This window comes from Pseudomonas sp. G2-4 (assembly GCF_030064125.1).
In the GTDB taxonomy this organism is placed as follows: domain Bacteria; phylum Pseudomonadota; class Gammaproteobacteria; order Pseudomonadales; family Pseudomonadaceae; genus Aquipseudomonas.
Genome location: NZ_CP125957.1, coordinates 4214327 through 4229588 on the forward strand (window position 1 = coordinate 4214327; position 15262 = coordinate 4229588).

Annotated in this window: 13 protein-coding genes; 9 read left to right on the forward strand and 4 right to left on the reverse strand. The window is 62.2% G+C overall.

All coding sequences use genetic code 11. The features are described 5' to 3' along the window. Window positions 1-84 precede the first annotated feature (84 nt). The 3 genes from QNH97_RS18230 to QNH97_RS18240 are packed head-to-tail and all read right to left on the reverse strand — an operon-like array spanning window position 85 to window position 2629. A complete protein-coding gene (locus QNH97_RS18230) occupies window positions 85-843 on the reverse strand; it encodes a PAS domain-containing protein (protein WP_283553261.1) in 759 nt (252 codons plus the stop codon). Then, a complete protein-coding gene (locus tag QNH97_RS18235) occupies window positions 844-1515 on the reverse strand; it encodes a response regulator (protein ID WP_283553262.1) in 672 nt (223 codons plus the stop codon). It lies immediately after the preceding gene. Continuing rightward, on the reverse strand, window positions 1484-2629 hold the full coding sequence (locus QNH97_RS18240) for an ATP-binding protein (RefSeq protein WP_502944393.1): 1146 nt from the start codon (window positions 2627-2629) through the stop codon (window positions 1484-1486). Before QNH97_RS18240 ends, QNH97_RS18235 begins: the two co-directional genes overlap by 32 nt. Window positions 2630-2818: 189 nt before the next feature. On the opposite strand from QNH97_RS18240, the gene QNH97_RS18245 reads away from it, so the two are divergent. The 9 genes from QNH97_RS18245 to QNH97_RS18285 all read left to right on the forward strand — a co-directional run bounded on the left by QNH97_RS18245 (window position 2819) and on the right by QNH97_RS18285 (window position 13883). Then, the gene (locus QNH97_RS18245) at window positions 2819-3331 is read left to right on the forward strand and encodes a dimethylamine monooxygenase subunit DmmA family protein (protein ID WP_283553263.1); all 513 of its coding nucleotides are present in this window, start codon (window positions 2819-2821) and stop codon (window positions 3329-3331) included. Further along, window positions 3328-4257 carry a PDR/VanB family oxidoreductase gene (locus tag QNH97_RS18250; protein ID WP_283553264.1) on the forward strand — a complete coding sequence of 310 codons (930 nt, stop codon included), beginning with the start codon at window positions 3328-3330 and terminating at the stop codon, window positions 4255-4257. Before QNH97_RS18245 ends, QNH97_RS18250 begins: the two co-directional genes overlap by 4 nt. Window positions 4258-4266: 9 nt before the next feature. Further along, entirely contained in the window at window positions 4267-5283 is a 1017-nt protein-coding gene (locus QNH97_RS18255) for a heme-dependent oxidative N-demethylase family protein (protein WP_283553265.1), read from the forward strand. Window positions 5284-5317: 34 nt separating this feature from the next. Further along, on the forward strand, window positions 5318-6448 hold the full coding sequence (locus QNH97_RS18260; RefSeq protein WP_123413392.1) for an aminomethyl transferase family protein: 1131 nt from the start codon (window positions 5318-5320) through the stop codon (window positions 6446-6448). A gap of 30 nt (window positions 6449-6478) precedes the next feature. Then, window positions 6479-7345 (forward strand): formyltetrahydrofolate deformylase, encoded by an 867-nt coding sequence (purU, locus tag QNH97_RS18265; RefSeq protein ID WP_283553266.1) that lies wholly within the window; start codon window positions 6479-6481, stop codon window positions 7343-7345. Window positions 7346-7383: 38 nt separating this feature from the next. Beyond that, complete coding sequence (locus tag QNH97_RS18270) at window positions 7384-8751, forward strand: trimethylamine monooxygenase (RefSeq protein WP_283553267.1); 1368 nt, start codon at window positions 7384-7386, stop codon at window positions 8749-8751. Window positions 8752-8766: 15 nt separating this feature from the next. Then, a complete protein-coding gene (locus QNH97_RS18275) occupies window positions 8767-11109 on the forward strand; it encodes a trimethylamine N-oxide demethylase (protein WP_283553268.1) in 2343 nt (780 codons plus the stop codon). Window positions 11110-11184: 75 nt separating this feature from the next. Further along, on the forward strand, window positions 11185-12864 hold the full coding sequence (locus QNH97_RS18280; RefSeq protein ID WP_283553269.1) for an APC family permease: 1680 nt from the start codon (window positions 11185-11187) through the stop codon (window positions 12862-12864). An 86-nt stretch (window positions 12865-12950) separates the two neighbouring features. Then, on the forward strand, window positions 12951-13883 hold the full coding sequence (locus QNH97_RS18285) for a bifunctional 5,10-methylenetetrahydrofolate dehydrogenase/5,10-methenyltetrahydrofolate cyclohydrolase (protein WP_502944394.1): 933 nt from the start codon (window positions 12951-12953) through the stop codon (window positions 13881-13883). Between the two features lie 53 nt (window positions 13884-13936). Here the strand turns inward: QNH97_RS18285 and QNH97_RS18290 are convergent, their stop codons facing one another. Then, window positions 13937-15262 (reverse strand): ammonium transporter, encoded by a 1326-nt coding sequence (locus QNH97_RS18290; RefSeq protein ID WP_283553271.1) that lies wholly within the window; start codon window positions 15260-15262, stop codon window positions 13937-13939.

The window sequence follows — 15262 nt, forward strand, 5'->3', positions numbered from 1 at the left end:
GGGGGGCTGACTGACGTGCAGGGTCGATTCCCATGATCACGCCGGGTGCGATTCCCGGCGTTATTCCCTCGCGCAACGGTGTATTCAGCGTCCTCGCCGATCCATTCTGCGCTCGAAAATCGCCCCCTCGATACCCAGCACTTCACGCGTGTCGGCATAGATCCCGACGCCCTTTTCCCAGACATGCTTGATCGACTGATCAGCGCAACGAATCCGGTAATTGAGTTCGAACGGCTCCTGCCGTGACAAGGCATATTGCACCTCGCGCCAGACGTAATCGGCATCCTGCGCCAGGATCAGGCTGTTATAGGTGAATTCATGGTTGTCCAACAGCCGCTCCGGTGGATATCCGGTCAGTTGCAGGCAACCGGCACTGACGAACTCCATAGTCCAGTCGCGGTTGTTGCGGCCGCGATAGATCAGCCCCGGCATGCTGTCGAGCAAGCTCATGCTGCTACGCTGGCTGGCCTGCAAGGCAATTTCACGCCGCTTGTGCGCAGTGATGTCGCCGGCCACCAGATAAAAACCCTGAGGCCCGCGCTTCAGGCTGACGTCGAACCAGCGCAGCTCCCCCGAAGGGTGGACAAACCGCAACCGCTGGTTGAAGGAGGTTTCGGGGCGTCGACGCAGTTCATGCAGGGCCTGACGCCACAACGAACGGTCTTCTTGGTGCACATAGTCGATGAGGTTGCGTTCCGTGCCTGGCAGGTCCATCAGTTCGACCCAGGCCAGGTTGAAGTGGGCGATCTGACCGTCATCGCGCAGTTCGAGCAGGGCCGCCGGAAAGCGATCCATCAGGTGCAAGGGCAGTGTCTGCACAAAAGCCTCTGGTCGCTCCATCATCTAATGACGCTCCTCGTGTCTCACCGACGCCGCGTTGTGCACCCACGCCGCCAGCTCCAGGCGCGAGTGCAGGCTGAGCTTCTGCAACAGATTCCTCACATAGATTTTGACCGTACCATCGCTGATCCCCAGCTCCCGGCCGATCTGTTTATTGCTCATGCCAGCGGCGATCAGGGCCAGGGTCTGTCCCTCGCGCTCGGTCAGGTTGCCGGCGTCGAGCGGGTCCGAATCGTGCGCAGGCCGGGTCATCGACTCGCCCTGATCGGCCAGCAGCGCAATCAGGGTTGAATCCAGAACAATCGCACCCTTGTGGCAATTGCGCATGTAGTCCAACAACGCATCAGGCTCGGTTTCCTTGAGCACATAGCCACTGGCTCCCAGGCGCAGGGCGGTCAACAGTTCGGCGCGATCCATCGATGCGGTGAGCACCACCACCTGGCAGTCGAGGCGTAACTGACGCAGTTCGTCGAGCACTTGCAAACCGCTCAAACCGGGCATGTGCAGATCAAGCAAAACCTGCTGCGGTGCCAGGCTCACGGCCAGGTTGATGCCTTCGCGGCCACTGGCGGCCTGCCCCACCACTTCGAAGTCGTCGCTGGCACCGAACAGCTGTGCCAGTCCTTTGCGAAACAACGGGTGATCATCGATCAGTAATAAGGTCGTGCAGTCCATCGAAACTCCCCTGTGGCAGGTCTTGGTGACGGCGAAGTCCAAGGTGTACGCGGACTCCGTGCGGGCGGATCGCCTCAATGGTCAGTCGGGCGCCGATGCTCGCGGCGCGCTCGCGGATAATCGCCAGGCCGAAATGGTTTTCCTCCCCTGAGGCAGGGCTCAGTCCGATGCCATCATCCTCCACCGAAACAGAAGCATCACCGTCTTGGTTCTGCCGCAACTCGATGCGCACATGCCGCGCATGGGAATGGCGTACCGCATTGGCCAGTGCCTCGCGAATGATCTGCAGAATCTGTAATTCGGTTTCCGGGCTCAAAGCGTCATCAGCCAGGCGATTGTCCAGTTCAAAAACGATGATGCAGCGTCGCGAAAACTCGGCGATAGAGTCAGCCAGGGCCTGGCGCAGCGAGCGCCCGTCCATGGTCAGACGAGCGCTGGTGATCAGCTCGCGCACCTGACGTTGCAGCTGACTCAAGCCGCCGCACAGTTCCTGCAATACGGCGCTGGCCTGCGCAGGCTCACCCAACTGCGACTGCAGCGAACGCGCCTGGAACGACAGGTAGCCCAACTGCTGAGCCACCGAATCATGCAGCTCACGGGCCAGGGCGCCGTGCCGGGATGTAGCCTGTTTGCGCTGTTGCTCACGGGTGTAGCCGCGCAAGCGCACGGTGACGCAGACCGCCTGCGCCGCCTCCTCCACCAACTGGCGCCAGCTTGCGTGGACCGGATTTGGGGTATCGAGCAACAACACCCCTTTGCTCGAATCATCGCTGTGCGGCAAGGCACACAGGAGCCGATGTACGCCCCGTTGCCGGCAAGGGTCACAAGCCTGAGCCGCATCCGGCAGTGTCGAGTTACGCCAAGGGCAACGCGCAACGTCCTGACAGCCCTCGAGCAATCCGCGCCGTGCCGGCCCCAGATCTTCGCCGTCCAGGATCAGATTCAGTCTGCAGGTCGGCAGCAGCGCTTCGAAACGGTCCAGAAAACCCGACAAGGCACCGTCAGCGTGCACCTGACACAAGGGCAATCCGGCCAGCAGTTTGCGCACGCTGCGCGCCTGCTCGGGGCGGATACGCCCCAACCAGAGCGGCCACCACTGCGGTCGTGTTCGCACTCTCGATAACCCCCCGTCCGGTTGCTCAGCCATGAGTAAAGAGCAGCAACTTCCATGCCCCGAACAAGCGTTGCGCAGGGCTTATCTCCAAAGACATAGCCCTTTTTCCGGATTGAGAAGATTTTCCCCATAGGAAAGTATCTTCCCCAACAGGAAACAAATTCCCAGTTCAACGCCAGGAAAGCCCACATGACGGATAGACAAAGCGCCGCCCCGGACCGACTTCACAGCCTCCCGCGCTATCGCCAGCCGCTGCCTCGTGAAAGCGTCACCCGGCACATCGTGGTCATGCAGTCGGCGGCTGCCTGCGCGCCCTTTGTCGGGGAACTGGAACAGCCCTTGGTGCTGAATGGCGAGAACGCCGACTTTTCCCAGCGCCTGCATCAGGTGCTGGCCAGCGCCACCGTCGGCAGTCATCTCTACATCATGGGCGACGAGGCCTTTATCTGGCGCATCCATGGCGAAGCCCGCTGTGCCGGGCTGGAGGATGACGAGATCGACATCACCCGCACGATTGCCGGTGCGCGCCTGGTGTACTGCGTGCACTGCGGCCTGACTCAGGCCACCGGGCCAGCGCCGCTGCTGGCCTGCATCGCTTGCGACGTAGCGCTGGAAGTCCGCGAACATTTTTCCCGCCGCCTCGGGGCGTATCTGGGCGTCTGCACCAACCCCGACCAGCCTTACGCCGCAGGCCGGTCATGAGCGCCGCAATCGAAGTGCGAGTCAGCGCGGCGAGAATGCTTACCCCAGTGGTGCGCGAATTCACCCTGCAAGCCTGCGCCGAGCCATTACCGGTTTTCTCCCCTGGCAGTCATGTGCAGGTGCACCTGCCCCTGGCCGAGGGCAAGGTGCGCAATGCCTATTCACTGACCAGCGACCCGGCGGACAACCAGCATTACCGCATCGCCGTACGCCTGCAGGAGACCTCCCGCGGCGGCTCGCGCTACCTGCATCGGCAAGTCCAGGTCGGGGACAGGCTGCAGATTTCGGCACCGGCCAATCTGTTCGCCCTGCACTCGACCGCCAGCCTGCACATTCTGATCGCCGGAGGCATCGGCATCACGCCGTTCATGGCCTACATCGCGGCCCTTGAACAACGCCAGGCTCACTTCGAATTGCACTACCTCTGTCGTCCAGGCCAGAGCGATGCCTATGTCGAGGCGTTGCAACAGCGGCTGGGATCACGTCTGCACACCTACCCCAGCCGGCCGGACCTGAGCCGGATCTTGCGTGATCGACCGCTGGGCAGCCACGTTTACACCTGCGGTCCGCAACCTTTGCTCGATGCGGTTCGGCAACAGGCCAGGGCCCTTGGCTGGCCGCCCGGCCGGGTGCACTGGGAAGCCTTCAATGCCGCACAACCGGGCCAACCCTTCGACCTGGTACTGCTGCGCAGCGGCCAGCGCTTACGCGTCGGCGCCGAACAAAGCCTGCTCGAAGCCCTGGAGTCCGCCGGACTGCAGATCCCCAATCTGTGCCGTGGCGGAGTCTGTGGCCAATGCATGACCCGCCATGTGGCCGGCGACATCGAACACCGCGACAGTTTCCTGAGCCCCGCCGAGCAGGCTGACTTTCTCATGCCCTGTGTCTCCCGCGGCTGCGGCCCTTGCGTTTCGCTGGATCTTTAGGAGTCGACCATGACCATTCAATCAAGCCCCCTGCAGAGTTACCGAGACGACTTCAGTTTTCGCAACAGCCCCGCGGCCATCCGCCGTTTTCCCTTCCCCTTCACCGAGGACAGCTACCTGTACTCGGTGAACATCGAACCGGCGATTTCGCGGGATCCAGGCTCGATCTACCAGCACGGGTTCGACATCGACGAACACTACCGTTCGGAAATGGCCGAACGCGCCCTGGTACTGGACAAGGATCCGCGCCGCTACCTGGTAATGCCGCACATGCAAGTGGCGGCCTGGGACGCGCTGCAGATGCTCATGGAGCACCTGGCCGCCGACTATCCGCAGTGGTTCACCCTAGAACGTGACAATGATCGCTGGCATTGGCGCAACACGCTGCTGAACATCGAACAGCACTTTGTGTTCGGTGATGCCACCAGCCTGCCCTGCGAACCGTTGGAGTTCATTGGCCGACAGGTACAGGGGGATTTCGCCCTCCTCGATCAACGCGACGGCGATCTGTACATGGACGCTGGCCTGGTCACCAGCCCGGCCGACTGGTCCCTGGCCTTCGACGCCGGCATGAGTTTCAAGCAGTGGCATTCGCCGGTACCCATGGCCCATCAGATGGGCATTTTCGACCGCGCGCTGAAGTACCTGCTCAACTTGCAAACGGGCCAGCCGGTGCGGCGCCTGAACTGGACACTGACGATCAATCCGCGCCTGGACTCCTCCCCCGAGACTTTCCATGAATGGGGCGCCGACCGTGGCCGCATCAGCGCCGAAAACGTCGGGCAACAGGTTCACCTGCGGGTCGAGTTGCAAGTGATGACCCGTCTGCCGCGCAGTAACGCGGTGATGTTCAGCATCCGCACCTACCTGATCAGCATGCAGGAACTGGTCACCCAGCCCGGCTGGGGCTGCCGCCTGCACCGTGTGCTGCGCGACCTGCCCGAGCCGATCGCCGACTACAAGGGCATGAGTCGTTATCGACAGACCCTGGTGGAGTGGCTGAGCCGCTTCGACCCGCAAGCCTGACCCCTCACCTACTTTTCCCGACAAGGATCTTCACATGACTCACTCATGGCGTATTTCCGCGCTGGCCGAACGGCACCGCGCACTCGGCTCGAACCTGGAAGACTGGAACGGCATGGGCACTGCCTGGACCTACGACAGCGACCTGGCCGATCACCATCAGGCGATCCGCACCCGGGCCGGGCTGATGGACGTGTCCGGGCTGAAAAAAGTCCACTACGTCGGCCCCCACGCCGAGAGCCTGTTGCAGTGGGCCACCACCCGCGACATCGCCAAGCTCTACCCCGGCAAGTCGGTGTATGCCTCGATGCTCGACGAGGACGGAAAATTCGTCGATGACTGCATCGTCTATCGCACCGGCCCCAACGCTTTCATGGTGGTCCATGGTGCCGGCAGTGGCCACGAAATGCTGGTGCGTTCATCTCAGGGTCGCCAGGTGGCGGTGCTGTTCGATGACGACTTGCACGATCTGTCACTGCAAGGGCCGCTGGCGGTGGATTTTCTCGCCGAGCACGTCCCCGGAATCCGTCAGCTGCCCTATTTCCATCACCTGCAAACCCGCCTGTTCGATCGCCCGGTGATGATTTCTCGCACCGGTTACACCGGCGAGCGCGGCTACGAGATCTTCTGCAAGGCCGCCGATGCCCCGGCGCTGTGGGACACGATCCTCGAACAAGGCGCGGGCCTGGGCATCATCCCTTGCGCCTTTACCGCCCTGGACTGGTTGCGGGTGGAAAGCTCGCTGATGTTTTTCCCCTACGACAACTCGCAGATGTACCCCTTCGCCGATCAGAAGGCTGGCGACACCCTGTGGGAAATGGGCCTGGATTTCACCGTCTCCCCGGACAAGCGCGAATTCCGAGGCGCCGAAGAGCACTTTCGGTTGCGCGGCCAAGAGCGCTTCAAAATCACCGGCGTGTTGCTCGAAGGTGTCCGAGCCGCGGAGGCCGGCGACACCTTGTGGCAGGGCAACCAGCAAGTCGGGGTGATCACCTGCGGCATGTATTCGCGCCTGAGCAAGCGCTCCATGGCCATCGCCCGGATGAGCGTTGCCTGCTCGAATCCAGGCATTGCCCTGCAGGTGCGCGGCAGCCAGGAAAGCGCTGCGGTGACCCACGCCCTGCCCTTCGACGACCCGGAAAAAACCAAGCGCACGGCCAAGGGCTGAGCCTCCAACACTTTATCCAAGGGACCCTCGATGGACACCTCTAACGAACATTACATTCTCAAGATCAATTGCCCGGCAGCGTCCGGCATCGTTGCCGCGATCACCACCTGCCTGGCCGGACAGCAGTGCTACATCAGCGAGCTGGCGCAATTCGACGACGAGTTCACGGGGCAGTTTTTCATGCGCGCGGTGTTTCGTTTCAACTCTGGCGTGACCGGCGATGTCGGCGCTCTACGCGAGGGTTTGGGCGACCTGGCCGGCGGCTTCGACATGCAGTGGCAGCTGTTCTGCAGCAGTCAACCAACCCGGGTGCTGCTGATGGTCAGCAAGTTCGACCACTGCCTGACTGACCTGCTGTACCGCCACCGCAAAGGCGAGATGGACATGCACATCACCGCAGTGGTCTCCAACCATCTGGACCTGCGAGCCATGGCCGAACGCGAAGGCATTCGCTTCATCTACCTGCCGATCACCAAGGACAGCAAGGCCAGCCAGGAAGCCGAGTTGATGCGCATCGTCGAGGACACTCAGACCGATCTGGTGGTGCTCGCCCGCTACATGCAGATTCTGTCCGACGGCCTGTGCCAGCAGCTGTCCGGCCGGGCCATCAACATCCATCACTCGTTCCTGCCCGGTTTCAAGGGCGCCAAGCCGTATCACCAGGCCTACGACCGTGGCGTGAAGTTGATCGGCGCCACCGCCCACTACGTCACCAGCGACCTCGACGAGGGGCCCATCATCGAGCAGGAAATCCAGCGCGTCGACCACACCCACCTGCCCGATTCACTCGTTGCCATCGGTCGCGACACCGAAACCGTCGCCCTTTCCAAAGCCCTGAAATACCACCTGGAACACCGGGTATTCATCAACCAGGACAAGACGGTGATTTTTCGCTGAGCGAACCCTTTTTCGAATCACAGCCACGAGAAACGACCATGACCACACGCGTAGCAATCATCGGCGCCGGCCCTTGCGGCATGGCTCAACTGCGGGCATTTCAATCGGCCAGGGACCAGGGAACGCCCATCCCGGAACTGGTCTGCTATGAAAAACAGCACGACTGGGGCGGCATGTGGAATTACACCTGGCGCACCGGTCTGGATGAAAACGGCGAACCGGTGCACGGCAGCATGTACCGCTACTTGTGGTCGAACGGCCCGAAGGAATGCCTGGAGTTCGCCGACTACACCTTCGAAGAACATTTTGGCCGCCCCATCGGCTCCTATCCGCCACGGGAGGTGCTCTGGGACTACATCAAGGGCCGCGTAGAAAAAGCCGGGGTTCGCGACTACATCCGTTTCAACAACGTGGTGCGCCAGGTCACCTTTGACGAAGAGACTCGCCGCTTCACGGTGGTCGCCCAGGACCACGGCAGCGATACCCAGACCTCGGAAGAGTTCGACTATGTGATCAACGCCTGCGGGCACTTTTCGACGCCGATGATGCCGTACTTCCCCGGATTCGAGCAGTTCGGCGGGCGCATCCTGCACGCCCATGATTTCCGCGATGCGCTGGAGTTCAAGGGCAAGGATCTGCTGATCGTCGGCAGCAGCTATTCTGCCGAAGACATCGGCTCCCAGTGCTACAAATATGGCGCCCGCAGCATCACCAGTTGCTACCGCACCGCACCCATGGGCTATGACTGGCCGGCCAACTGGGAAGAAAAACCGCTGTTACAGCGCCTGGAAAAAAACCGCGCGTACTTTATCGACGGCACCCACAAGCACATCGATGCGGTGATCCTGTGCACCGGCTACAAACATCACTTCCCCTTCCTACCGGACGAACTGCGCCTCAAGACCGACAACCGGCTATGGCCGATGAACCTGTACAAGGGCATCTTCTGGGAGCCCAACCCGCAGCTGATCTACCTCGGCATGCAGGACCAGTGGTACTCGTTCAACATGTTCGACGCCCAGGCCTGGTACGCCCGAGACGTGATCCTGCAACGCATCGCCCTACCCGACCAGGCACAAAGGGCCGCCGATAGTCAGCAATGGCATGCCCGTGAACAGCAGCTTGAAACCAATCAGCAGATGTTCGAATACCAGGGCGCCTATATCCAACAACTGGTGGACGCCACCGACTATCCGAACTTCGATATCGCCGCGGTCAACGACACCTTCCTGCACTGGAAGCACGACAAGGCCCACAACATCATGGGTTACCGCGACAAGTCCTACCGATCGCTGATGACTGGCACCCAGTCGCCCCCCCACCACACGCCTTGGCTGCATGCCCTTGACGACTCCATGGCGGCGTACCTCGCTGAACCGCCGATGTCCGTCAAGTCGATCGGTTGACCCGGGAGCCTCACCATGAACGCACCTCGTGTTTCCAGCCCGCGGGAGCCCGGACTCTTTGCCCGGGCACCGGCCCTGGAGCGCTATCGGGTGGCCGCTGGCGGCCTGACCCTTGTCGCGCTACAGCCCGGCGACAGCCTGCAAGTGATCGATCTCGAAGGTCGGCAACCTTGCCAATTGCTGGCCGTGGATAGGCTCGGTCGCAGCGCCTTGGCAGCCTGGGCACTGAGCGGTTCGACGGCCTGCGGATTTATCGGCGCACGGCTCGCCGAACCGACCTTGCAGGCTCGGCGTATCAACCAGGCGTTGAGCCGACGCGGGATTGATCCGCAACATCTGCCCAGCGCCGCGTCACTCTGGGACGAGGACAGCCCCGCCGGCTTCAGCCGCCGCTTCGTCGCCAGCGATGAGCTACTGGTGATCATCGCGGCGCCCGCCGGACCGACCGCCGTTGACCGGCAATATCGGCCTAGCGAACTCAGGTCATGGGTGACACGGGCCAATCCCTCGCCCCTGCTACTCCCCGCGTTGCCAGAACCGTTGGGTGAATTAATTGACGAGTTCACCATTAGCGCCGGCACCGCCCACAGTTACACCGTCGGCAAAGGGCAGTACGTGCAGGTGCTGGACGTCGCCGGCCGCCAGTGCTCGGATTTCGTCGCTCTGGACCGGTGGGCTCTCGATCGCGGCCAGGAACTGGACCTGGACCAGACCGTGACCCGCACCCTGAACGGCAGCGCCTACCCGGCACCGGGGATGTTCTCGAAGTTTTTCGACCGGCAGATGCAGCCGATGCTGGAGGTGGTGCGTGACACCGTCGGCCGCCACGATTCCTTCGCCCTGGCCTGCGCCGCGCGCTACTACGAGAGCCATGGCTACTTCGGGCACGACAACTGCAGCGACAACCTCAACCGAGTGCTCGCGCCCCATGGGGTCAAGGCCTGCAATGGCTGGCCGGCGATCAATTTCTTTTTCAATACCGGGATCGACGCCCACCAGCAGATGACGCTGGACGAGCCCTGGTCGCGTCCCGGCGATTACGTGCTGCTGCGGGCCATGACCGATCTGCTGTGTGGCAGCACCTCGTGCCCGGACGACATCGACCCGGCCAACGGCTGGAACCCGACCGATATCCAGATCCGCATCTATAGCGAAAAGGAGCGTTTTTCCATCGCCATGAGCACTCGAACCACGGCCGATGCCGACCCGATTCTCACCCGTGAGTCCGCGTTCCACTCACGCACCAGCGCCTTGACCGGCAGCTTTACCGACTACCGCAATTGGTGGCTGCCGCTGCGCTACGACGGCTATGGCGCCATCGAGGAATACCTCGGCTGTCGCGAACGCGTCGCGGTGATGGACCTGACCGCCCTGCGCAAATTCGAAATCATCGGCCCCGACGCCGAAGCCCTGCTGCAGTACTGCCTGACCCGGGATGTGCGGCGCCTGGCGGTGGGCCAAGTGGTGTACTCGGCGATGTGCCACGAGCACGGCGGCATGCTCGACGACGGCACCCTGCTGCGCCTGGGCCCGGACAATTTCCGCTGGATCTGCGGCGAGGATTACGCCGGGGTCTGGCTACGCGAACAGGCGCAAAAGCTCGGCATGAAGGTCTGGGTCAAATCCGCCAGCGAGCAGATTCACAACCTGGCGGTCCAGGGCCCGATGAGCCGTGAACTACTCAAACAGATGGTCTGGACCCCACCGACCCAACCGAGCCTGGAAACCCTGGGCTGGTTCCGTTTCCTGGTGGGCCGCCTGGACGGTTACGACGGCTGTCCGCTGATGATCTCGCGCACCGGCTACACCGGCGAGTTGGGTTACGAAGTCTGGTGCCAGCCCGAGGATGCCGAGCAGGTCTGGGACCGGATCTGGCAACTGGGCCAACCCTTGGGCCTGGTGCCACTGGGCCTGGAAGCGTTGGACATGCTGCGCATCGAAGCCGGGCTGATTTTCGCCGGCTACGAGTTCAGCGACCAGACCGATCCGTTCGAGGCCGGTATCGGCTTTTCCGTGCCGCTGAAAAGCAAAACCGACGATTTCATCGGCCGGGATGCGCTGTTGCGGCGCAGCGCCTGCCCCGCTCACAAGCTGGTGGGTCTGCAACTGAGTGGCAATGAAGGCGCCCACCACGGCGACCCGGTGTACCGCGGCCGAGCCCAGGTCGGGGTCATCACCAGTGCCTGCCGCTCGCCGCTGCTGGCCAGCAATATCGCGCTGTGCCGGGTCGACGTGGCCTGCGCCGACGTCGGCACGACGCTTGAGATCGGCAAAGTCGATGGCCTTCAGAAGCGCATCAGCGCCACGGTCACCGCAGCGATTTTCTACGACCCGGACAAGAGCCGGGTACGCAGTTGATCGATCACACGAGCCTGTGCGCCACCCGACTTTGACTGCCCCACTACCACGCTACTCAGACATGGGAATACGAAGATGGAAGCGACTACGTTCGAGGCCGTACCGCAGGCCGCCAGCTCAGTGGGCAGCCTGCACCGCAAGATCGATTGGCGCGGGGCTTTCTGGGTTGCCAGTGGCGTGCCCGCGTTGGTGCTGTTCTCTATCGGCGCGATTGCCGCCACGGTGGGCAAACCGGCCTGGATCGTCTGGATCGTATCGATCCTGTTCGGGTTTATCCAAGCCTTCACCTACGCTGAAATCGCCGGGCTGTTCCCACACAAATCCGGTGGCGCCTCGGTCTATGGTGCAGTCGCCTGGGTGCGTTACAGCAAGCTGATCGCACCGGTTTCGGTGTGGTGCAACTGGCTGGCCTGGTCGCCGGTGCTGTCGATCGGTTCAGGGCTGGCGGCCGGTTACATCCTCACCGCCTTGTTCCCTGCTGATGCGCTGATCAACACCTGGCAACTGACCCTGCTTGACCTGGGCTGGGTCAAGAGCGGCCTTTCACTGCGGATCAACGCAACGTTCGCCATCGGCCTGTTGATTTTACTGACCGTGTTCGCCGTGCAGCATGGCGGTATCTTGCGCTCGGCACGCCTGACTCTGGTGCTTGGCGTGACCTCGCTGATTCCTCTGTTGTTGGTGGGTGTGGTGCCGTTGTTCACCGGGGATTCGACCCAAGCCAACTTCCTGCCCCTGTACCCGCTTGCCCATGACTCGGCCGGGCAAGTGATCGACGGGCCTTGGGACATGTCCGGTTGGTCGTTGATGGCCGGCGGTCTGTTCATGGCCGCATGGTCCACTTACGGTTTCGAAACCGCAGTGTGCTACACCCGCGAATTCAAGGACCCCAAGCGCGACACCTTCAAGGCCATTTTTTACGCCGGCCTGCTGTGCATTCTGGTGTTCACCCTGGTGCCCCTAGCGTTTCAAGGCAGTCTGGGACTCGGGCAACTGGTGACCCCGGCGGTGCTCGATGCCAGCGGCGCGGTGGTCACACCAGCGGTCTACAGCGGTTTGCTGTCACCCGCGATCTACAGCGGCATGGGCGTCGGCCAGGTGATGGCGGACAGCATCGGCGGCGGCAAACTGGTCGCCAACATCGTGCTGATCATGCTGGTCCTGGCCACCCTGCTGGCGATCATGACTTCGATGTCCGGCTCGTCGCGCACCTTATACCAAGCGTCGGTGGATGGCTGGCTGCCGAAGTACCTGGGCCGCACCAATGAACACGGCGCGCCCACCGCCGCGATGTGGACCGACCTGTCGTTCAACCTGCTGCTGTTGCTGATGTCCGACTATGTCTTCGTGCTCGCCGCGTCCAACGTCAGCTACATTATCTTCAACTTCCTCAACCTCAACGCTGGCTGGATCCATCGCCTGGATCGTCCCGACTGGATCCGCCCCTACAAGGCCCCTACCGTGCTCCTGGCAGCCGGTGGCGTACTGAGTTTCGTCAACCTGGCATGCATGGGTCTGGGCGCCGATATCTGGGGCGCGGGAACCCTGATGACCGGCCTGCTGCTGGCGCTGTTGATCCTGCCGGTGTTCTGCTACCGCCACTATGTGCAGGACAAGGGGCGCTTCCCGGACGCGGTGCTCAGTGACCTGTACATTCAGGACGATGCCGGTCAAAAACGCGCCGGCTGGTTGCCTTATGCCACGCTGATCGCGGGTGTGCTGGTGGTGTACGGTTGCCATCAACTGGTAGCCTGAGCGCCCTTGCCAGCAGGTCTCTGATGGATCATCGGGGCGCAACGACGCCTCGATGATCACTTCGCGCCCCTATCAATCAAACGACGGTGACTCTTTTGACCAGCACCATCCCTGCACTTGCCCGCGTTATCGACGGCAAAGCCATCTCTGCCCAGGTTCTCGACGAAGTTCGAGAAGAGGTTCTGCTCCTGGCCGCACAGCAGATTTACCCCGCCTTGGCCGTGCTACTCGTCGGTGCAGACCCGGCCAGCGAGGTCTACGTGCGCAACAAACTGCTGCGGGCCAAGGACGTCGGGATCCGCTCCCTTGAATACCGTCTGCCGGAAACCGCCAGCCAGGTGCAAATATTGGAACTGATTGCGCAGCTCAATGCCGATGCCACGGTGAACGGCATCCTGGTGCAGCTGCCATTGCCGGTCCATGTCGACGAAGGAGCGGTGATCCATGCCATTGATCCGATCAAGGACGTGGACGGTTTTCATCGCGAAAACGTCGGCGGCCTGGTGCAAGGCATCGAAGTCCTGACACCCTGCACGCCCAGCGGCTGCATGCGCCTGCTGCACGAAACCTGTGGTGATGTGAGCGGCTTGCACGCCGTGGTCGTCGGGCGTTCGAACATCGTCGGCAAACCCATGGCGACCTTGCTGTTGCAGGCTCACTGTTCGGTCAGCGTGGTGCACTCACGCAGCGTCGATGCCCCGGCGTTGTGTCGACTGGCCGATATCGTCGTCGCGGCAGTGGGCCGTCCTGGGCTGATCGATGCCAGTTGGCTCAAGCCTGGAGCGGTGGTGATCGATGTCGGGATCAATCGTATTACTGACGAATCCGGCAGCCATCTGGTGGGCGATGTCGACTACGCCAGTGCGCGCACCGTCGCCCGTGCGATCACGCCGGTTCCGGGAGGTGTGGGGCCAATGACCATTGCGTATCTGCTGAAGAACACCCTGATCGCCAGTCAATTGCAGCGTGCCGCTCAGGCCCGTGAGGAGAAATCTGCCAGCCACCTGGCTGAGATTTGAGCACCACGAAAACGGCCCACTCGAAGGTGGGCCGTGTCGTTGAACAGTAACGATTAGTGGTTGTAGGCGCGCTCATTGTGCTCGGCCAGGTCCAGTCCCATCTCCTCCACCGACTCATCGGCGCGCAAGCCGATCACCGCGTTGATGACCTTGAGAATGATCCAACTGATGGCGAAGCAGTACACCGTCGTCAGCAACACGCCCTTGATCTGCGCCACGACCTGAGCGCCCATGCTCACGCCTTCCACCAACCCGCCCAGGGACGGCACGCAGAACACGCCGGTCAACACCGCGCCAATCATTCCGCCGATGCCGTGCAAGCCGAACACGTCGAGGCTGTCGTCATAGCCGAAGCGGCGTTTCAGCACCGTGACGCTCAAGTAGCAGAACACCCCGCACAGCAGACCGATGGCCAACGCGCCGCCTACGCCCACATACGCACACGCCGGAGTAATGCCGACCAAACCGGCCAAAGCACCGCTGGCCAGGCCCAAAGCACTCGGCTTGCCGACCTTGAACCACTCGGTGAACATCCAGCCGAGAACCCCGGCACAGGCACCCAGTTGCGTATTGAGCATGACAATGCCCGAAGTGCCATTGAGACCGCCGCCGGAACCGATATTGAAGCCGAACCAGCCTACCCAGAGCATTGCCGCGCCGGCCATGGTCAGGCTCAGGTTGTGGGCGGGCATCGGCGTGTTCTGATAGCCCTTGCGCTTGCCGAGAATCAGGCACGCCGCCAATGCAGCGACGCCGGCATTGATATGCACCGCAGTGCCACCGGCAAAATCGAGAACGCCCCAGTTATGCATCAAAGCGCCCGAACCACCCCAGACCATATGGGCGACGGGCGCATAAACCAGGGTAAACCACAGCGCCATGAACCACAGCGCTGCCGAGAACTTCATGCGTTCGGCGAATGCACCGGCAATCAGCGCTGGGGTGATGATCGCGAAGGTCATCTGGAAGGTCACGAACACGCCCTCTGGAATATCCCCCACCAGGCTCTCCGGGGTCATGCCCACCAGAAAAGCCCGGTTCAAACCGCCGACGAAACTGTTGAACGTCACCTGCCCCTCAATCATGCCGGTGCTGTCGACCACCATGCTGTAGCCATAGATCACCCACAGCACGCCGACCAGGCCGGCGATGCCGAAGCACTGGGTGAACAGCGAAAGCATGTTTTTCGCCCGCACCAGACCGCCGTAAAACAAGGCGAGACCCGGTAGACACATAAACAGCACCAGCACCGCGGCAGTAACCATCCAGGCGGTGCTGCCGGTGTTCAAAGTGGGGGCGTCGGCTGCCTGGGCGAGCGGCGCGAGCGCGCTGGACGCCAGTAAGCCAAGAAGGGATTTGCCGAGAAGACGATTGACCAT